Source organism: Streptomyces sp. R41 (assembly GCF_041053055.1).
GTDB lineage: Bacteria > Actinomycetota > Actinomycetes > Streptomycetales > Streptomycetaceae > Streptomyces.
This window is the reverse complement of sequence record NZ_CP163443.1, coordinates 7387416-7407435: the sequence shown is the minus strand read 5'-3', so window position 1 is coordinate 7407435 and position 20020 is coordinate 7387416. Positions and strand designations below refer to the sequence as shown.

Sequence of the window (20020 nt, the reverse complement as noted above, 5' to 3'; positions counted from 1 at the left end):
CTCCGTACAGTCTCCGGCCCGTTTTCCTGGTGCCCCTGAACAGAACCACGACTACATGCAGGCGATCTGACTGCTCAGAGGGCCTTCGGGTTGTAGAGGTCACACAAAGGAGTCACCTGAGAGCCACCTCACATTCATGAGTGGCGCATGCCATCCTTGGAGTGACACGGACCCTGAGCCGGCGGCCCGTCCCGAGGATCTCGACCGTCGGATCCGCGCTGACGACCCCGCGCACCGGCCGGTCCCAGACGATCTCCAGCGGCTCCCCGGTACGCGGCGGCTCGCTCACACAGAGGGTAGCGGTACGCCCCCGGCGCCGTACGAGAACGCTCGCACCCGCCGAGGCACTCAGCGGGCCCGCCGTGCCGGCCTCCCAGAAGTTCGCGGCCGTCAGGCCGAGGGAGCGCACCAGAACGGCCTGGCAGCGGGCGTCGTTGGCGAGGACGCACAGCCACTCGCGGTCCGCCGCACGGGCCGCGACATCACCGCGTGAGGCGCCGGGCATCAGGAGATAGGCATACGTCGCCCCGGCCGGGTCCGTGCCATGGTCCAGCCAGAGCGTCTGCCAGCGCCGGGTGCGCCGTTCGGTGGTGCTGGTGGTGTTGATGTCGGACCAGGCGCCGGTGCGGTCCTCGCGGAGGGTGCGCAGGGCCGACGTACCGTCCGGAAACACCCACCCCCCGTGGCCCTCGAGATGAGCCCATCCGCGAGCGGCGGTGAACCGCTGCGTGCCGCCCTCCCCCAGGTTGCGATTGTCGACCACCGTCTCGACGGGCACACCGTCGGAGGCCGTGATCCCCGCGCCCAGGCAGATGAGGGAGTCCGTGACGCAGAACCACGACTTGCGGGCTTCGAGGGTGGAGCCGAGCCCTTTGAGGTGCTGCCCCACGGCCGCGTACGTGCCGTCCGTCGCACCGCCGACCCAGCGCACGGTGGGCCTCGCCGCTCCCCACTCACCGCCCTCTTTGTCGGCAAGTCGCTTGGTGGACACGGTCGTTCCAGGCAGCCGGTACCAGTCCACCGTGGGCCAGAACCAGTCCGTGTACTGGTCGGACTGCCTGTCGGCCCACCACAGCGTCATCCCGGCACCGGTGTGCCAGCCGCGCGGGTTCTCACCGTTGCCGCACTCGTAGTGTGCGATCCGCTCGGACGCCATGGAGAGGTTGGCGGTGAAGCCCGGGCCACGGTGCACGGCGCGGTCCATGGCCGCGAAGAGGTGGTGTCCGGCGGTCTCGGGCGCGGGTTCCGCGGCCGAGCCGGCGATGGTGCGCAGCCGGGCGAGATCGGCGACCCCGAACTGGGGCGCCGTGAGGATCGGGGTCACCGTGTCCCGCTCGATCCACCCCTTGATCAGCCCGTACCAGCGCTCCCGCTCGGCCGCACTCGCTCCCTTGGCCAGCAGCGCGATCGCGGCGATCAGCCCCTGCCCGTGGAAGTGGTCGCCGCGCATCACGTGCCGGTCGTCGCTCTTCAGGTAACCCCGGCTGATGGCCCGCCCGTTGACACTGTCCATCACCAGCCCGTCGTGGATGAGGGGCGCGTACGCGTGCTCGACGCCGTCCAGGGCGATCTGCCGGTTCGGGTCCGTCACCGCCCAGCTCGACCCGGCGAGCAGAGCGAACAGCCGCCCCAGTCCGTCGAGCATGACCTGCCCGTACGTCCCCGAGTACGCGACCCAGGTGTGCTGTACGAACGAGCCGTCCTCGTACAGCCCGTCCCCCGTCGTCACGTACGGGAAGACGGGCGAGAGCGCGTCCCGGGCGAGCGCGATCCTCTCGGGAGTCCGGCCGAGGATGCCCCGCAGCGCGACGGACCGGCACAGGTCGACGCGGTTGGCGCCGGTGGAGGTGCCCGAGTAGTCGCGGAGCACGGCTTCGGGGATGAAGTGGTCGACGGCGGCACAGGCGGCCTCCCGCTGAGGCTGGGGCAGCTCGTCGTACAGGGCGGCGACGATGTCCATGAGGAGGCGGGGGCTGCCGATCTGCCATTCCCACCAGTTGCCGTACCGGGTGGTGCTGGGGTTGTAGACCGTCGCGGAGAGGTGGTCGAGGCCACTGAGGACCTTGGCGAGCAAGGTCTCGTCCCCGGTCGATCCGGTGCCCTCCTGGACGTACGCCTGCGTCATCGTCCACAGCCGGCCGTAGCTCTGGGTGATGCCGGAAGGCGGGTCGAAGGGGTAGCCCGGCCAGAGGGATACGGCTGTCGGAGCCATGGTCGCGCCGAAGCCGCGGGCGAGTTCGCCGGTTTCGCGCAGGCGGGATGCGTAGGGCTCGGCGGTGGGGTCGTAGCCAGTGCCGAGGGCGATGTCGAGCCAGCGGTGCCGGAGGGTGGTGTATTCGTCGGCGGCGGCGTCGGCGGCGGCGTCGGCGGCGGCGTCGGCCGGGGGCGTCGGCCGGGGGTGCCGCGGCCGCCAGAAGGGCGGCCGCGAGCAGGAACGTACGACGAGTGGCCTTCACGCCTAACAGCCGCCACAGTTGTAGTAGAGGACGTCCCAGTGGCTGCCCTCGTCGGCGTAGATGTTGCCGGAGCCGGACTTGTACTGCGGGGCGCCGTCGCCGCGCAGGCCGATGTAGGTGAAGTTGTTCTTGATGTAGGCGGTGACGCAGGTGTTCTTGCCGTAGTCGAGCTTGTAGCCGTTCCAGTGCGAGTACGTACCGCTCGCGTGGCCGGTCTCGGTGCCGCCGGTGATGTTGAGCGCGCAGCCACTGGCCCGCTTGAGGGTCTGGGCGCCCTGCGCGGTGGCGAGGTTGAGCTGCTCGAAGGACGTACAGGTGGGGTTGTTCCGGTCGGAACAGCCGCCGGACGAGGACCAGGTGATGCCGACCTCGCGGAACATCGAGGTCGCCGTGGCGTGACTGATCTTGGTGACGGCGAAGGCGTCGGTGGCGGTGCCGACGACCGCGACACCGGGGGCGACGACGAGGGCGAGGGCGGTCAGAGCGGAGCGGAACTTCATGGGGACCCTTCCTGCGGACGACCGTGCTTCCTATGGGGCGGCTGTGCAGGCGGTGCACGGAGATGGTGCCCGAGGTCTACGCGCGTCCGCCAGAGGGCGTGCGAGACCAACCAAAAGTGACGTCACCAACACGCTACGGATGATGTTGAAACTTGAACGGAATAGGTCTACAGTCGGCCGTGTTGAGCTCGTTGAAGATTCAACAGAATCGACCACTCGTCCCCCAAGGAGCACGTCATGGGCATCTTCGGCCGCAAGAGCGACACCACGGACACCAACGTCAGCACGGCACCCTCCGCCGTGAGCCCCGACCTGGCCGCACTGACCGGTGACTACACGATCGACCCGGCGCACTCGTCGTTCGGCTTCGTCGCGCGCCACGCGATGGTGACGAACGTCAAGGGCAGCTTCCAGGAGTTCGAGGGCGCCCTGCACCTGGACGGCACGGACCCCTCCAAGTCCACGGCCACCATCGACATCAAGATGGAGAGCGTCGAGACCGGTTCCGCGGACCGTGACGGCCACCTGAAGAGCTCCGACTTCTTCAAGGTCGACGAGTTCCCCACGATGACCTTCCGCTCCACCAAGGCGGAGGCCCTGGGCGGCGACGACTACCGGATCACCGGTGACCTGGAGATCCTCGGCACGACGAAGCCGATCACCATCGACCTGGAGTTCAACGGCTCCGCGAAGGACCCGTTCGGCAACGAGCGCGTGGGCTTCGAGGGCAAGGCCGAGATCCTGCGCTCCGAGTGGGGTCTGACCTGGAACGCGGCCCTTGAAACCGGTGGATTCCTCGTCTCCGACAAGATCAAGCTGAACTTCGACATCTCGGCGATCAAGAACGCCGGCTGAGTCGACGGTCTTCGACGGTACGTCCGCCGGCGACACGTCGGTACCGCGGTGAGCCGGTGCACGGTTTCGCCGGTACGCCGGTACGACGTCGGCTGAGCCTTTCGCTCCCGCCGGCACCCTGAGCGCGCCCGCCTTCCCATCCCCCGTAACCGGAAGGCGGGCGCTCCGGCATGTCCGGGTGCCTGTCCGTCGAGGCGGGTGTCACTTCACCCGCCGCCCCGCCTCCAGCATGGCGATCACGGCGCGCAGTCGTGCCGCCCTGGGATTCCTGAGGCATCCCTGGAGGAATCGCGTGAGCCCGCTATGAGAACTTGAGTGTTCACAATGAAATCAACAGAATTGTTGACACTTTTCGACGCGGCGATTTACGTTCGCAACACAAGATCTCGAGTACGGCGCCACGTGCACGCGACGAACCCGCATGCCGCGAAGGGGAGAGACCTCAGTGAAGCACAGGGCAGTGAAGCGCAGGACCGTCGTCATGGGCATAGGCGCGACCGCCGGAGTCGCAGCAGCCGGCGGCTTCGCCTTGAGTGCGAACGCGTCGGGCAAGTCCGCAGCGAAGTCGTCGGACGCCCTGGTCTTCGACAAGGACGGCTACACCGAGCTGACGACGACCATCACCGATGCCGACGGCCATGACAAGGAAGTGGTCTACCACTTCTGGAAGGCCATCACGTATGTCACCAACCCGGTGGACGAGAAGTACCAGAGCCTGAAAGTCAGCGTCCCCGTCAAGATCGACGGCAAGGCCGTGGACGCCACCGACGCGCCCATCGTCTTCGCCAACTCGGTCGGCGGTTACATGCCGTCGTCCGTGGCCGACGCCACCGGTGTGGGCGGCGGCATGACCGGCGCTCCCACCGGCGGGGCGAGCGGCAGTGCCACGCCCAGCGCCTCCGCGTCCAGCAGCAGCGGGACGGGCGAGGTGCAGTCCGGCGGCAACGCAATGCTCAACGGCCAGGGCGAGATGGTCAACCTCGGCAAGCTGGGCCTGGCGGCCGGGTATGTCGTCGTGGAGCCGGGCGCGCGCGGCCGGACCCTCACCGACTCGGACGGCAACTACTACGGCACCGCGCCGGCCGCCATCGTGGACCTGAAGGCCGCAGTGCGGTACGTGCGCGCCAACAAGGGCGTCATCCCGGGCGACACCGACCGGATCGTCTCCACCGGCACCAGCGCCGGCGGCGCCCTGTCCTCCCTGCTGGGCGCGTCCGGCGACAGCCGTGTCTACGACTCCTACCTCAAGGAGCTCGGCGCGGCCGAGGCGAGCGACGCCATCTTCGCGACCGGCGCCTGGTGCCCGATCACCGACCTGGAGCATGCCGACGGCGCCTACGAGTGGAACTGGGGCACCAACGTCACCCAGAGCACCGGCAAGGCCGTCGACCAGGCCGTCTCCAAAGAGCTGCGGTCCCAGTTCGCCGAGTACCAGGCCTCCCTCAGGCTGCGCGGCCTGAACGGCTTCGGTCCACTGACGGCCCGCAACTACGACGAGTACATGGTGAAGCAGTACCTGGAGCCGTCGGCGACCAAGTACCTGACGGACCTGTCGGACTCGGACCGCGCGTCCTACCTCGCCGCGAACACGTTCATCACCTGGTCCGGCGGCAGGGCGACCTTCTCCTGGGCCGACTTCCTCACCCACGTGGGCGCCCGGAAGAAGACCACGCCGGCCTTCGACGCGTTCGACCTGTCCACGGGCGAGAACAACGAGTTCGGCAAGGACAAGACGCAGGCCCGCCACTTCACGGCGTACAGCCTGAAGAACGACACCACGGGCGCCACCGGCAAGCGGCTCGAGAGCGACATCCCCGAGAAGCTCAACCTGATGAACCCGATGTACCACCTCAAGGAGCACAACCCGAGCCGCTCCAAGCACTGGTGGATCCGCCTCGGCACCAAGGACTCCGACACCTCGCTGACGATCTCCGCCAACCTCGCCGCCGCCGTCGCCGACCTCGGCGACGACGTCAACCACCTCTACTACTGGGACGAGGGCCACGGTTCGAACATCGACCCGGCCGACTTCATCACCTGGATCGCCAAGGTGACGGGCTACAAGAAGCGCGCCACGAAGTAGTACGCCGACCACGACGCCGAGCCCTCGTCTCGACCGGGGCCCGGCGTCGCGGTGTTCAGGTCCGCCCGAGACGGCTCGCTCTGCCGGAGGCCTGCTCGACCGGCGCGGGTGTCCGGCGTCGTGGCACCGGGAGCAGCCACCACGCCGACGCCACCGCCAGCGCCGCGCCTGCGGCGATCTCTTCGAGGCGGGTCGGCAGGAGGCTCCACGTGTTCTGGCCGTAGTAGCCGAGGAGGAGGGCGAGGGCCGTGGTCATGCCCGCGGCCCAGCAGGCGTAGTTCAGCGGGCGCAGGCACAAGGCGACTGCCAGGACGGCGAAGATCAGGACGACGGACGTCCGGCCGGTTGTTCCGGTCGCGGCCACGCCGGTGGCCAGCAGAGTGCCGGCGCAGGCGCCGAGGAAGCGTTCGACTCCCTTGCGTACGACGTCGTTCCGGCCCCGGTTGCCGCTCGCGGCGACGTACGCCGTGAGGACCATCCACGGCCAGTGGTGGTCGAAGAGCAGCCGTCCGAGGGTGAGCGCCGCGGCCACGGCGGCCGCCATCTGCAGGGCCATGCGGGTGCTCGGGCGGGGACGCAGTCGCGAGGGGCGTCCAGGGCGGTTCCGTTCGGGCTCGGGCTCGGGCCGCCAGGGGACGAAGCGGTCCGCCGCCGTCTGGACCAGCCAGACGCAGCCGCACGCCAGCACCCCGACCAACGCCGCCCAGCCCCAACTCACCACCGTCGACTGGGCCTTGGGCGGCAGCGTCGGGCCGGGGACCACGAGCAGGGCGACCAGAGGCAGTGTCATCAGGGTGCCCGCCTTCGTCGCGGCCGGGCCGAAGCGGCGGATCCAGATCGGCAGGGAGATGCCGAGGGTGAAGACGGCGGCGCCGAGTGGGTAGTGCTCGGCCATGAGGTGGCCGAGCAGGGTCGAGACTCCGGCCGCGGCGGGCAGTAGCACGAGGGCCGTGAGGCGTCCGCGGGCGTCGGCGGTCCGCTGGGTGCCCGCCAGGGTGAGCGTCAGGGCGACCGCGAGCACCAGGACGTCGGTGTGCAGTCCGGCGGCACCCTCCAGCCACAGGGCGGCGGCCCAGCAGAGCAGCACGGCCGTCATGGTGAGCGCCGATTCGTAAGCACTGCGTATGAGCTTCTCGGTCACCATGCCGATAGTAAGGGGACCGACCCTGACTCAATAGTACGCAGTGGCGTACGATCTTCTCATGGACCAGCCCTCCCGCGCCGCCCAGATCCGCCGCGGCGTCGTGCGGCTCAACCGTCGGCTGCGGCAGGAACGGAGCGAGGGCGGGCTCAGCCCGAATCAGCTGGGGGTGCTCGGGCATCTGCGGCGGCACGGGGCCGCGACGCCGGGCGAGGTCGCGGCGGCCGAGCGGCAACGGCCGCAGTCGCTGACCCGGGTCTTCGCCGAACTGGAGACGGCAGGGCTCATCGCCCGGGAGCCCGGCACCGCCGACCGGCGCCAGTCCGTGCTCACGCTCACCGCGGACGGGCGCCGTGCGCTGGAGCGGGACATGGCCGAGCGCGACGCCTGGCTGGCCATGGCGCTCGGCACGCTGAGCGAGACCGAGCGGGAGGTACTGCGTCTCGCGGGTGCGCTGATGGACCGGCTGGCGGACACGGAGCCGGACGCGTGAACCACCAGCCCCTGTGACCTACCGCTCCCGGCGAAACACCAGTCCCAGCGACCGGTGAGCCACCAGTCGAAGTGACGGGTGAGCCACCAGTCGAAGTGACGGGTGAACTACCAGTCCCAGTGCGGGACTTCACGCAACGGGTGCAGTTCCTCGTCCATCTGCGCCCGGGAGTTCTGCTGGGCAACGCGCGAGCCGAACTCGACGTGCGAGCGGACCGCCGCGCGAAACGGTTCGTCGTCCGGCAGGGCCGCCTCGTCCAATGACTCCAGATAGACCTGTACGAAGCGTTCGCGCTGTTCGTCGGTGATCCGCAGCCCGCGGTGCACCTCGATGATGTGCTCGAAGCCGAGTTCCCGGGTGAAGCGGTCGGGGCCGCCGAAAGATTCCGCGGTGAACCAGGTCAGATGGTCGACGTGGTGCGGTTCGCGCCGTGGGAAGACCTCGCTGAGGACGGGGTCCGCGAGTGCCTTCGCGTAGAAGATCTCCTCCAGGCGGTGCAAGGCCTCGTCGCCGCCCGCGTGTTCGTAGAGACTCGTCATGCCTCTCATCGTGTCTCATCGCGAGGCGGTGGATCGGGTTCCGCCCGGCGAACCTTCAGAAGCCGCCGCCGAAGTCCCCGCCCCCGCCGAAGTCGCCGCCTCCGCCGTCCCCGAATCCGCCGCCGTAGTCGCCGGGGTCGAAGTCGGAGCCCGAGACGTCGCCGCCGTCGTAACCGCCGCCGCCGAAGTCGCCGTATCCGGAGCCGTAGTCGGCCGCGTACGAGGGGCTGGACATCACGCTGCCGAGCAGCGTGCCGACGAGGAGGCCGGGCAGCAGGCCTCCGCCGAAGTAGCCGCCGGCCCAGGGGCCGTAGGCCGGACCCGCGTCCCAGTACGGGCGGCGGCCGTAGTCCGTCTCGACCTCGCGGATCGCCGGGTCGGCGCCGTCGGCGAGGCGGGCCCGGTCCGCCGCGCAGACCGGGACCTCGCGGGGTGCGCCGCCGGCGGGTGTCCAGGCGGCGTCGGCGACGGACGGGCCGTGGCGGGGGTCGAAGAAGCAGGGTGCGCGGCGCTCGGGGACGGGCCGGCCCTCGCGGCGCGCGGCGAGCACCGCGAGCGAGAAGCGGCCGTCCTCGAGGGACTGGGTGACGGCTCGTACGTCCTCGGGGCGCCGGGCCGCGGCCATGGACGACTTCGCCTGCTCGTACGCGTCCAGCGCGCGCTCGTAGTCCGCGCGCATCGCGTCGTCCGCGCCCGCCTCCGCGGGGTGGAAGTCGAGCCGGTCGAGCTCCTCGCCGAAGGCGGTGATGTCCTCGTCCACGACCACGCGGAGCTTGTCGAGCGCCGCCTGTTGTTCCTCCGCCTTGCGGCGGCGGTTGCGGCGTACGAGCGTGTACGCGCCCGCGCCGCCGGCCACGACCACGGCGGCGACCGTGATCAGGGCGCCCGTGGAGACGCCGCCTCCCGTGTCGCCGCCGCTCCAGCTCGCCGGGGCCGAGCCGCCGATGTTGGTGAGCGCGCGGTCCGTGAAGTCGTTCAGCTGGGTCTTCGCGGGTTCCCCCTGGACGCTGGTGACGAGGTTCTGCACGGCCGTGCGGGACATCACCGAGGCGTCGGCCCGCGCGTCGAAGCGGTCGCCGAGCCTGATCGCGTACAGGCCGGTGATCCCGGTGGAGGTGCGCAGGTTCTGGAAGAGGTTCTGGGTGGGGAAGTCGGCGGGGAGGACCGCCACGAAGATGGGCTTGTCCGCGTTCTTGATCTTCTTGGCGAGGGTGTCGGCGTCCGTGGCGGACAGCTGGGCGGAGGCGGCGGGGTCCACGTATACCGGGCTCTTGCGGAGGGCGGCGGCGACGGTGTCGACGCTGGTGGCCGCGTGGGCGCTGGGCGCGCCGGCCGCGAGTATCGCCAGGACGGCGACGGCCAGTGCGATCAGCAGGCCCGGGAGTGCTCGGGTGAGTGCGGCCTTCATGTCTTCGAAGCTACCCGAAGGGGCGCAAATATGGACATCGGGGCAGCCGGTGGGGGGTGGTTGCGGTGGGGTGGTTCTCGCCCCCGCCGCCCCTGCCCATTCCCGTAGCTGGGGGCTGCGCCCCCAGACCCCCGCTAAAAGATTGCGCAGTTCCCCGCGCCCCTGAAGGGGCGCGGGGAACTGCGCGGACGGGGTCTGGGGGCGCAGCCCCCAGGTCGGGGCGAGAGAGCGTCCTCAGCCGGCCAGGTAGGCCTCCCTCAGTTTCGCCACCGCGGCTGCGTAGCGGCCGGTCAGCAGGAGGTGGTCCGCGTCGGCGAAGGGCTTCGCTGTGGCGGGAGTGATGGCTGAGGCGAGCTTCTGCTGGACGAGGAGGCGGGCCTTGGTCACGGCGGCGCGGCCGACTTCGGACGCGCCGGTTCGGTCCGCCGCCTCGGCCACGAAAGCGAGGGCCTTCAGGGTCGCCGCACCGCCAGCCGGCACCTTCGTGAGGGTCGTGAGCCCCCAGCCGTACGGGAACTGTGGATCGTAGGACGTGTCACCGACGTTGATCGGCAGTTGGGACTCCGACTTCGGCCAGGTGACAGGGAGCTGACCGGTGAAGGCCCGCTTGCCGTACAGCACGTCCGCGACACCGTCGCCCTCCGTGCCCGGCAGCCAGGAGGCGACGAGCGCGTCGATCGAGCCCAGGCGGTCCCCCACCAGCTGCGGTCGCCCTGAGACGGTCAGGACCACGCACTTCATGGCGCCGCACACCTTGTCGACGGCGGCCTTGTCGGCGGCGGTCAGCTCCAGGTCGTTGCCGTTGCCGACGTCGCCGACACCCTCGGCGTACGGGGTCTCGCCCACCACGACCACACCCACGTCGTAGCCGCCCGTCGGCGCCGAGGCGTCCTTCGAGTAGGTGACGTCACCGCCGGCCCGCCGCATGCCCTCCAGGATCGTCGTGCCGTCCGTTATGGGACCCGACGAGCCCTGCCAGGTGACCGTCCAGCCACCGGTCTGGTTGCCGATGTCGTCGGCGTTCGATCCGGCGACGTACACCTTCTGGGACTTCCTGAGGGGGAGCACGCCGCCCGCGTTCTTGAGCAGGACCTGGGACTCGGCCGCCGCCTGACGGGCCACGGCCCGGTGCGCCGGCGAGCCGATCCGCGACGCCCCGGTGGTGTCCGCGTACGGCTTCTCGAAGAGGCCGAGTTCGAATTTCTGCGTCAGGATGCGCGATACGGCGTCGTCCACGCGCTTCTGGCTGACGCGGCCCGCCTTCACCTCGTCGATCAGCGTCGTACGGAAGTCCTTGTACGCGTACGGGACCATGATCATGTCGAGGCCCGCGTTGATGGACGTACGGACGTCGGACGCGTAGTCGCCCGGGATCTGATCGATGGCCGCCCAGTCGCTGATGACGAAGCCGTCGAAGCCCATGCGGTCCTTGAGCACCCCGTTGATCATGTCCGCGCGGGCGTGCATCTTCACCGGGCCCTGGCCGTCGCCGAGGATGTCGAGCGAGGAGTAGGAGGGCATGACCGAGCCGATGCCCCGGTCGACCGCCGTCTGGTACGGGGAGAGGTGGATCGTCTCCAGCTGCTGCCGGGTGACCTTCGTGACGCCCTGGTCGATGGTGTACGAGCCCGTCGTCGACGAGCCGTACTCCGTCCCGCCGTCACCCACGAAGTGCTTCGCGGTGGCCAGCACCTTGTCGTCGTCCTTCAAGTCCTTGCCGTTGGCGGCACCTTGGAGGCCCTGGATGATCGTCTCCATGGACTTGACGAGCGCCGGGTCCTCACCGAAGGACTCGTACGAGCGGCCCCAGCGTTCGTCGCGGGTGACGCACAGGCAGGGGGCGAAGTCCCAGGGAATTCCGGTGGCCCGGACCTCGGCGGCTGTCACGGCTCCCGTCTTCTGGGCCAACCCCGGATCACGGGTCGCGCCGATGCCGATGTTGTGCGGCATGATCGTCGAGCCGACGAGGTTGTTGTGGCCGTGCACCGCGTCCACGCCGTAGATCAGCGGGATCTGGAATCTCGTCGCCTGGGCGCGGAGCTGGAAGGAGTCGATCATCTTCGCCCACGCCGCGGCGGTGTTGGGCGTCGGGGTCGAGCCGCCGCCGGACAGGAGCGATCCGAGGTCGTACGTCGCGATGTCGCCCTGCGCGGTGAGCGCGCCGCGCTCGGCCTGGGTCATCTGCCCGGCCTTCTCCTCCAGGGACATCCGGGACACGAGGTCGGCGACCCGCTTCCTCACCGGCAACTTCGGGTCCAGGTACGGCAGTCCGTGTGCGTCGATGACGACCTGCGGGGTCTCGGCGGGGGCCTTCGCGCCGGTGACCGTGAGCTTCAGGGGGATCGTCTCGGCGGATTCGGCGGACTTGTCCTTCAGCGCCGCCACCTGGATCGTGCGCGAGGTGCCGGAGGCCGTGCCCGCCGGGAAGGTGATCTCGCCCTTGACCGGCGTGTAGTCCTTGCCTGACTCGGCGGTGCCGCCCGCGCTCTCGTACGCGACGGTCACCGGCTCGTCGATCGGGGCGGCGCCGGTGGTGGCGACGGAGATCTTCACCGCGGCCGTGCCGCCCTCCTTCACCGGGTACACGGCGGAGTCGGTCGTGACGGAGGCCCGCAGGGACTGGTCGGCCTTGCCGTACAACTCGACGTCGTCCATGGCGAATTGGCCCTTGACTCCGACGGGGAGGGTGACGGCGTATCCCCACATCTGAGTGAGGCCGAGGACCTGATCGATGCCGCCGACGGGCTGGTAGTCCGTGCGATAGGTGAAGTCGGTGAAGGGAATCTCGATCTGTTTCCAGCCGGTGAAGTCGTCGGTGAAGGACGTCGTCCACAGCTCGGAGGCCTCGCCGTTCGCGCCGCCGTCCTTGATCTCGAAGGCGATCTTCTTGGCGTTGTTCTGGCCGTCCCACCAGAAGCGGATGCCCTTGTGGGCGGACCAGTCGTGGGCCGGCTGGGCAGAGGCGAAGTCGTGGGTGAAGCCGCCGTAGCCGCTGATGTCGTAGCTGCCGGTGAGGACCTTGGCGCCCTCGGGGGCGTCGGACCGTGCGGCCAGGGCGAGTTGGGGCGGGTCGTCGGTGTCACTGCCCCAGGGGAAGATGCCGTCGGCGGGCGGATTCGCGAACGGGACCTCGCCCTCGAAGGTGTCGACGGGGACCGGGGCCGGGTCGTCGGCCCCGGCGGCGGCTCCCGCGGAGGCCAGGGGCAGCAGCCCGGTGAGCAGGGCGGCGGAGGCGAGCAGGGCGGTTCTTCGCATGGACCTTCCCTCGACTCTCGGAAATCCACTTAAGGGCTCTTCAGCACTCTTGCGGCTCAGTAGTCTTACGACTTAGATCACGGCGTGAGTTAACTGACGCCCCGGGAACCCGTCAAGACTTCACGTCAGAACCGGTACACAGCCAATGGGCGGCTGGATCAGGGCAGTTGTTCCTTCATTCTGTGAACGCGCAACCCCTTGACGTGCATCCGCAGCCGTCATTTACTCACGCCTCGCATGCCCCACTCCCCCACCCCCAGAAGGGCTGCGCACATGAGCCTCCTGAGAAGACCCACCCGGACGGCACGGCTGCTGCTGGCCGGTCTGCTGACGACCGCCGGGCTGACCACGGTCGGCTCCGTGCCCGCGCACGCCGCGGGCGAGCAGGTCACGGTCTGGCTGACCACGACGGACGACACCGGTGGCCGCCATGTCGTGCGCGGCTTGCAGGCGCAAACTCCCTTTGCCTTCCAGTCCGGCAGCGGCGGCAGTGGTGAGAACATCAGCGTCGACGAGAACACGCGGTATCAGACCTTCACCGGCGGCGGCGCGTCCTTCACGGACACCGCGGCCTGGCTGATGAACAGCAGCGGAGCACTGTCGCAGACCACGCGCAATGCCACGATGACGAAGCTGTTCTCACCGACCGACGGCATCGGCCTGTCCTTCCTGCGCAATCCGATGGGCGCCTCGGACCTCGCCCGGTACGGCTACACGTACGACGACGTGCCGTCCGGGCAGACCGACCCGAACCTCACCCAGTTCTCGATCGCACACGACCTGGCGGACGTGGTGCCGCTGACCGAGCAGGCCCTCCAGCTCAATCCCTCGCTCACCGTGATGGCCTCGCCGTGGACGGCGCCGGCCTGGATGAAGGACAGCGGGTCGCTCAACGGCGGCTGGCTGAAGGCGGAGGACTACGGGGCCTACGCCTCGTACTTCGTGAAGTACCTCCAGGCCTACCGCGACCAGGGCGTCCCGGTCTCGTACGTCACCGCGCAGAACGAGCCGACGTGCTGCTCGGGGTACCCCTCGATGAGCTGGAACGCCTCGGGTCTCGCGTACTTCACGAAGAGCGAGCTGCTGCCGAAGCTCCAGGCGGCGGGGCTGTCCACGAAGGTGCTCGCGCACGACTGGAACTGGGACGTGTACGACTCGTACGCAGCGCAGACCGTCGACGACGCGGCGGTGCGCTCGCACCCCAACTTCGGCGGGATCGCGTGGCACGGCTACGGCGGCGACGTCACCAAGCAGACGACCGTGCACAACCAGTACCCCTCGCTGGACGCCTTCGGCACCGAGCATTCCGGTGGCACCTGGATCGCCAACCAGCAGCGCGAGGACATGCTCAACATCGTCGACTACACCCGGAACTGGGCGAAGTCGGTGACCAAGTGGTCGCTGGCCGTGGACCAGAACATGGGCCCGCACAACGGGGGTTGTGGCACCTGCACCGGGCTCATCACGGTCCACAACGGTGACGGGCAGAGCGGGACGGTCGACTACACCATCGAGTACTACACGATGGGGCACCTGACGAAGTTCGTACGGCCGGGCGCGCAGCGCATCGCGTCGACCGCGAGCTCCTCCGTCCCGAACGTCGCGTGGCGCAACCCGGACGGTTCGAAGGCGCTGATCGCGTACAACGACGCGTCGACCGCGAAGACCGTGACCATCAACTGGGGGTCGGAGCACGCGACTTACTCCCTGCCGGGCAAGACCTCGGCCACGTTCACCTGGTCGGGGACGCAGGCGGGTGGCGGCGACCGGTCGGGGTCCTTCGTCGGGCTCGCGGGCAAGTGCCTCGACGTGGCGGGCGGTTCGAGCGCGAACGGGACCGCCGTACAGCTCTACGACTGCAACGGCTCGACGGCCCAGACCTGGACGGTGAAGGCCGACGGCTCGATCCAGGCGCTGGGCAAGTGCCTCGACGTCACCTCCGCGTCCACCGCCGACGGCGCGAAGGTCCAGCTCTACGACTGCAACGGTACGGGCGCACAACGCTGGTCGTACAACTCTTCGACCGGGGACGTGGTCAATACTGCTGCCAACAAGTGCCTCGACGTGACGGACAACTCGTCGGCGAACGGGGCGCGGGCGCAGATCTGGAGCTGCACGGGGGCCGCCAACCAGAAGTGGCGGCTGCAGTAGGGCATCGGGCCCTGCTGACCGGACGAGAGGGGGCGGGGTCCATGAGGCATGGAGGCTTGGCCGCCGCGGGAGTGTTGGTGGGGCTGGGACTGCTGAGCGGATGCAGTCCGGCCGCGCTGTCGCTCTCCGCGGTGTGGCTGGGCAGGGACGGGCAGCCGGTCGTGGCCGTGCGGCCGTGCGACGGCGATCACGCGACGAACCTGAACCTCTCCAGCTGGGCCGAGGACGCGTACATCGAGGACAAGAAGAACGGTGGGGTGGTCCCCAACCCCTCCAGCACGGCGTCCCCCGGGCAGGTGAACACCCGCTGGTCGGTGGGGAGCGGGGTCGAGATCGGCAGGACCACCTTCCCGCTGTTCTCTCCCCCGTCCGCCTGGCACACGCAGAAGACGGGGCAGCAGCGGCTGCTGCCCGGTCGCTCGTACTCCCTGCACTTCATGGGCGCGCGCCAGAGCTGGGACCCGTACGACGGCTACCTCACCTTCAGCGCCGCCGACCTCGCCTCGCTGCGCCCCGGCCAGGTCTGGGCCGACGGCCGCGCGATGAGCCGGGCCGAGTTCGACGACCTCGTGGACGACCAGTGCTGAGAGGGCGGCCGGGTGCAGGCGACCGTGTGCGTCGGCGAGTGGCGGCGCTGCTGGGTGTGCCGGCCGGGACGGTCCGGACCGACGACCGGGCCATGAGCCTCGGCGAGTTCGAGAAGCTCGCCGAGGACTCCTGCTGAAGCGGCCCACGCCAACTTGCTGAGGCGGGCCTACGCCGTCGGCGCCGTCCTGTCGGCGGGACTACGCCGCCGGCTCCACCCCGGCCCGCAGCAGGCCGTACGTGTAGGCGTCCTCCAGCGCCTGCCACGACGCGGCGATGACGTTCTCGGCGACGCCCACCGTGGACCACTCGCCGGCGCCGTCCGAGGTGGAGATCAGGACGCGCGTCGTGGACTGGGTGCCGTGCTTGCCCTCCAGGATGCGGACCTTGTAGTCGACGAGCTCCAGCTTGGCGAGCTGGGGGTAGATCTTCTCCAGGGCGACACGGAGGGCGCGGTCGAGGGCGTTGACCGGGCCGTTGCCCTCGGCGGTGGCGACGATGCGCTCGCCCTTGGCGAAGAGCTTGACCGTGGCCTCGTTGGCGTGGGTGCCGTCGGGGCGGTCCTCGACGATGGCGCGCCAGGACTCGACCTCGAAGTACTTGCGGGCCTTGCCCTCGGCCTCGGCACGGAGGAGGAGTTCGAAGGACGCGTCGGCCGCTTCGTAGGTGTAGCCCTGGAGCTCGCGCTCCTTGACCCGCTCGACGACCCGGGCGACCAGCTCGCGGTCACCGCTGATGTCGACACCGAGTTCCTTGCCCTTGAGCTCGATCGACGCGCGGCCCGCCATGTCGGAGACGAGCATCCGCATGGTGTTGCCGACCTGCTCGGGGTCGATGTGCTGATACAGGTCCGGGTCGACCTTGATCGCGGAGGCGTGCAGGCCCGCCTTGTGTGCGAAGGCCGAGACGCCCACGTACGGCTGGTGCGTGGAGGGGGTGAGGTTCACGACCTCGGCGATCGCGTGGGAGATGCGCGTCATCTCGCGCAGTGCGCCCTCGGGGAGGACCTTCTTGCCGTACTTCAGCTCCAGGGCCGCCACGACCGGGAACAGGTTCGAGTTGCCGACCCGCTCGCCGTAGCCGTTCGCCGTGCACTGCACATGGGTCGCGCCCGCGTCGACGGCGGCGAGGGTGTTCGCGACCGCGCAGCCCGTGTCGTCCTGGGCGTGCATGCCGAGCCGGGCGCCGGTGTCGGCGAGGACCGTGGCGACGACCGCCTGGACCTGGGCGGGGAGCATGCCGCCGTTGGTGTCGCAGAGCACGACCACATCGGCGCCGGCCTCGGAGGCGGCGCGGACCACGGCCTTCGCGTACTCGGGGTTCGCGCGGTAGCCGTCGAAGAAGTGCTCGCAGTCGACGAAGACGCGGCGGCCCTGCGAGTACAAGTACGAGACCGTGTCGCGGACCATCTCCAGGTTCTCGTCGAGGGTGGTGCGCAGGGCCAGCTCGACATGTCGGTCGTGGGACTTGGCGACGAGGGTGATCACCTGGGCGCCGGAGTCCAGGAGCGCCTTGACCTGCGCGTCCTCCGACGCCTTGCCGCCCGCCCGGCGCGTCGCGCCGAAGGCCACCAGCTGGGCGTGCTTGAAGTCGATCTCCTGCTGGGCGCGGGCGAAGAACTCGGTGTCGCGCGGGTTGGCGCCGGGCCAGCCGCCCTCGATGAAGCCCACGCCGAAGTCGTCCAGGTGCCGTGCGATGGCCAGCTTGTCGGCGACGGTGAGGTTGATGCCCTCGCGCTGGGCGCCGTCGCGCAGGGTGGTGTCGAAGACGTGGAACGAGTCGTCGAGCTCGCTGGTTTCCGTCATGGTGTCAAGGCTCCTGTGTTGGATCTCGGTCTGTACCGGAATGACCGGCTCCACCGTCCTCCAATGATCCCTCGCGCTGCGCTCCCGGCTGGGGGTGGGCCAGAAAAGCGAAAAACCTCTCGCGGGTGCGAGAGGTCTGCGCGCGGGTCGAGGACGACGGTGTCCGCCCGTACCTGGTCGTACGTGGCGGTCACTGCGGACCGGCGCGCCTGCTGCCAATAATCATGGCGAACGAGAGCACGGGGGCAGTCTGGCACAAGTCGCCCCCGCGCTCACCGTCCGTCTCAGGATGCGAGCACTCGGTTGATCACCGCAGGTGGCGGACGAACGCGTCGGTGCCGTCGTTGGTGTCGCCGGCCGGGATCAGCGTCGGGTCGGCGGACAGGAAGACGATGCGGCGGGCGCCGTCGGCGATCCGGCCCGCGAGGACGTCGGCCGTGGCCGTGCCGCCGGTGGTGTCGGGGGTGACCAGGGCGGTGGTGCCCTTCTTCAGGTCCCGCACGTAGACGGGCCACTCCTTGCCGTACTGAGCGCTGGGCTCCTCCACCTCCGACATGAAGGTGACGTACCGGCCGTCGGGGCTCACCGCGGGGTTGCGGGTGTAGGCCTCGCCGGAGCCGCCCTGGGTGCCGTGGATGCGCTGGTTGGTGCCGGTGGCGATGTTGTGCACGAACACGTTCCAGCTGGCGTCGTTGTCGTTGGGCACCAGGTGGGTGTCCCTGGATTCGAAGACGACCGTACGTCCGTCGCCGCTGATGGACGGGTTCAGCGACTCCCGCTCGGTCTTCGAGCCGTCGTAGGAGCGGTCGATCTGGGTGTGCTCGCCCGTGGTGCGGTCGTACAGCCAGACGTCGCCCCAGTCGTCGCCGCGCGGGCCGTTCATGTAGTTGTACTGGTAGACGACGCGGCGCCCGTCGTCGCTGACGGTCGGCTGGAAGGCGTTGCGCGGCTCCCAGGTCGGCCTGGGGTGACTGATCCGCTCGGTGGTGCCCGCGAAGCGGTCGCGCAGGAAGACCACGGTGCCCTCGCCGGTCTCGTCGAGCGTGTAGACGGCGTAGCGGCCGTTGGGGCTGACGGAGACCGCGCGGGGCGGCCCGGTGAATCCCTCGGGGATCTCGATGCCGAACGTCTCCTCCCCTACTGTGTCCAGGTCGTTCAGCCGCACTTCGCCGGCGTAGGCGTAGACGATGCGGCCGTCATTGAGGACCGCCAGCAGGTCCCCGAACCCCGCGAAGCGGATCTTTCCGGTGCGCAGGTCGCGCCGGTACATGCCGCCGTGCGGGACGCCGGGATCGACGTCCTCGGCGTCCGTGGTGAAAGCGACGTAGCGGCCGTTGCGGCTGATGACGGCCTTGTGCGTGATGCCGTTGCCGGCCTTCCCCTCGGGCGTGACGCTGATCGGCTCGGTGTGCGCAGCGCCGGGTGCGGCGCTCGCCGTGGTTCCCGTCAGCGCCACCGTCGCGGCGACGGCGACGGCAGTGAGTGCGGCAAGGCGCTTGTTCTTGTACATCGTTGTTCCCCCGTGGTCTCTCGTTGCCTTTGCGGTCGGCGTCACTGCACTGTCCGCAGGAAGACGTCCGACACTCCGTTGGTGTCCCCCTCCACCAGATCGGGTGACGCCGATTCGAACGCCACGACGGTGCCGTCGGCGTTGACGGAGGGCTTCCGGGCCGGGAGGTCGTTGCGACCGCCCCAGCGGTCGACGCTGATCAACTGGGTCTTGCCGGTGGCGAGTTCGAGCAGGTACACGGCGGGGGCGGAACCCTTGCCGGACTTCCCGGCCGAGGTGTACGCGACGTGCGTGCCGTTGCCGGAGAGCGACGCCTGCGCGGTCCGGTCCTTCTTGCGCACGCCGTTGACCATGGTCGTGGTGCCCGCGTCGAGATCGCGGACGAAGACGTTGACGTCACGGTTCCGGTCGCCGCGCGCGAGGTTGGAGGCGTACGAGTCGAAGGCGACCCGGCGCCCGTCCGCGCTGATCGAGGGAGCCGACGACCTGCCGTCGGCGGCGTGGCCGTGCCGCGCCACGGTGGCCTTCTCCAGGGTGCCGGTGTCCATGTCGCGGACGTAGATGTCGCCGCCCTGTTCGAAGGCGACGTACCGTCCGTCGTAGTTGATCGACGGGTTCCCCGCCGCCGCGCCCGAGGGTTCGCTGACCAGGGCGGTGTCGCCGCCGTTGAACTTGAAGCGGTAGACACGGGGCCGCGGATGCGGGTCGGCATCGGTGGCGGGCAGCGTGGCGGCGTAGGTGATCCACTGGCAGGTGGGATCCACCATGGGCTGTCCCATCCAGGTGAAGCGGATGCCCTGGTAGTGACCGATGCCGGTGAGCTTGCCGACCGCGCGGTTGCGGATGTAGACGCCCGGGGCGCCGTCGGGCCCCGGAGAGCCCGGCTTCGTGTACGGGGACACGAAGCCGACCATGCGTCCGCTGTAGCAGGGCGATCCGTCGTACGACGCACCCTGCATGTTGGAACTGACCCAAGAGATACCGCCGGCGGCGTTGACGTACACGTTGGTGTCGTTCGGCCCGCCGGCCCCCTCCGTGGTGAAGGCGACGACTCGGCCCTCCCCCATGGCCGGGTCGTAGGACGCCCCGGCCAGCTGCTGCCCGTCCCGGGTGACGCTGATCCGCTCGGTGGCGGGCGGCACCGGGTCCGGCTCCGCGTGCGCCGGGAGCGCTCCCATCGTGCCGAGCACGCCGGACAGCAGCAGCCCGGTCAGGACGGTCTTTTTGCGGCTCATGATG

The 20020-nt window shown here is 69.6% G+C and carries 13 protein-coding genes and 1 pseudogene; 5 read left to right on the top strand and 9 right to left on the bottom strand.

Annotated features, from left to right (window positions below; translation table 11 throughout):
- Positions 1–112: 112 nt before the first annotated feature.
- Both AB5J53_RS33825 and AB5J53_RS33820 read right to left on the bottom strand, forming a co-directional pair.
- Positions 113–2414 (bottom strand): annotated as a pseudogene (locus AB5J53_RS33825) (polysaccharide lyase 8 family protein).
- A gap of 44 nt (positions 2415–2458) precedes the next feature.
- Entirely contained in the window at positions 2459–2956 is a 498-nt protein-coding gene (locus AB5J53_RS33820; protein WP_369249404.1) for a hypothetical protein, read from the bottom strand.
- Between the two features lie 237 nt (positions 2957–3193).
- On the opposite strand from AB5J53_RS33820, the gene AB5J53_RS33815 reads away from it, so the two are divergent.
- Positions 3194–3811, top strand: a complete 618-nt coding sequence (locus AB5J53_RS33815; protein WP_369249403.1) for a YceI family protein — start codon at positions 3194–3196, stop codon at positions 3809–3811.
- Positions 3812–4292: 481 nt separating this feature from the next.
- Positions 4293–5894 carry a subtype B tannase gene (locus tag AB5J53_RS33810; protein WP_369252629.1) on the top strand — a complete coding sequence of 534 codons (1602 nt, stop codon included), beginning with the start codon at positions 4293–4295 and terminating at the stop codon, positions 5892–5894.
- A gap of 55 nt (positions 5895–5949) precedes the next feature.
- Here the strand turns inward: AB5J53_RS33810 and AB5J53_RS33805 are convergent, their stop codons facing one another.
- Positions 5950–7035 carry an FUSC family protein gene (locus AB5J53_RS33805; RefSeq protein ID WP_369249402.1) on the bottom strand — a complete coding sequence of 362 codons (1086 nt, stop codon included), beginning with the start codon at positions 7033–7035 and terminating at the stop codon, positions 5950–5952.
- 61 nt (positions 7036–7096) lie between these two features.
- Between AB5J53_RS33805 and AB5J53_RS33800 the strand changes: the two genes are divergently transcribed.
- Entirely contained in the window at positions 7097–7528 is a 432-nt protein-coding gene (locus AB5J53_RS33800; RefSeq protein ID WP_369249401.1) for a MarR family winged helix-turn-helix transcriptional regulator, read from the top strand.
- Positions 7529–7635: 107 nt separating this feature from the next.
- On the opposite strand, the gene AB5J53_RS33795 is transcribed toward AB5J53_RS33800, so the two are convergent.
- From AB5J53_RS33795 to AB5J53_RS33785, 3 genes are all read right to left on the bottom strand, one after another.
- Positions 7636–8067, bottom strand: coding sequence for a group II truncated hemoglobin (locus AB5J53_RS33795; RefSeq protein WP_369249400.1), 432 nt, complete (start codon positions 8065–8067; stop codon positions 7636–7638).
- 55 nt (positions 8068–8122) lie between these two features.
- Positions 8123–9475 carry a hypothetical protein gene (locus AB5J53_RS33790; protein WP_369249399.1) on the bottom strand — a complete coding sequence of 451 codons (1353 nt, stop codon included), beginning with the start codon at positions 9473–9475 and terminating at the stop codon, positions 8123–8125.
- A 234-nt stretch (positions 9476–9709) separates the two neighbouring features.
- Positions 9710–12730: a glycoside hydrolase family 3 N-terminal domain-containing protein gene (locus tag AB5J53_RS33785; RefSeq protein ID WP_369249398.1), complete on the bottom strand. Its 3021-nt coding sequence runs from the start codon at positions 12728–12730 to the stop codon at positions 9710–9712.
- Positions 12731–13003: 273 nt separating this feature from the next.
- On the opposite strand from AB5J53_RS33785, the gene AB5J53_RS33780 reads away from it, so the two are divergent.
- Both AB5J53_RS33780 and AB5J53_RS33775 read left to right on the top strand, forming a co-directional pair.
- On the top strand, positions 13004–14881 hold the full coding sequence (locus AB5J53_RS33780; protein WP_369249397.1) for a ricin-type beta-trefoil lectin domain protein: 1878 nt from the start codon (positions 13004–13006) through the stop codon (positions 14879–14881).
- A gap of 41 nt (positions 14882–14922) precedes the next feature.
- Positions 14923–15468, top strand: coding sequence for a hypothetical protein (locus AB5J53_RS33775; protein ID WP_369249396.1), 546 nt, complete (start codon positions 14923–14925; stop codon positions 15466–15468).
- A 198-nt stretch (positions 15469–15666) separates the two neighbouring features.
- On the opposite strand, the gene cimA is transcribed toward AB5J53_RS33775, so the two are convergent.
- The 3 genes from cimA to AB5J53_RS33760 form a co-directional block, all read right to left on the bottom strand.
- Complete coding sequence (gene cimA / locus AB5J53_RS33770) at positions 15667–17271, bottom strand: citramalate synthase (protein WP_369249395.1); 1605 nt, start codon at positions 17269–17271, stop codon at positions 15667–15669.
- Positions 17272–17578: 307 nt separating this feature from the next.
- Positions 17579–18781 carry a hypothetical protein gene (locus AB5J53_RS33765; RefSeq protein ID WP_369249394.1) on the bottom strand — a complete coding sequence of 401 codons (1203 nt, stop codon included), beginning with the start codon at positions 18779–18781 and terminating at the stop codon, positions 17579–17581.
- A gap of 41 nt (positions 18782–18822) precedes the next feature.
- Positions 18823–20016, bottom strand: a complete 1194-nt coding sequence (locus AB5J53_RS33760; protein WP_369249393.1) for a TolB family protein — start codon at positions 20014–20016, stop codon at positions 18823–18825.
- Positions 20017–20020: the final 4 nt, after the last annotated feature.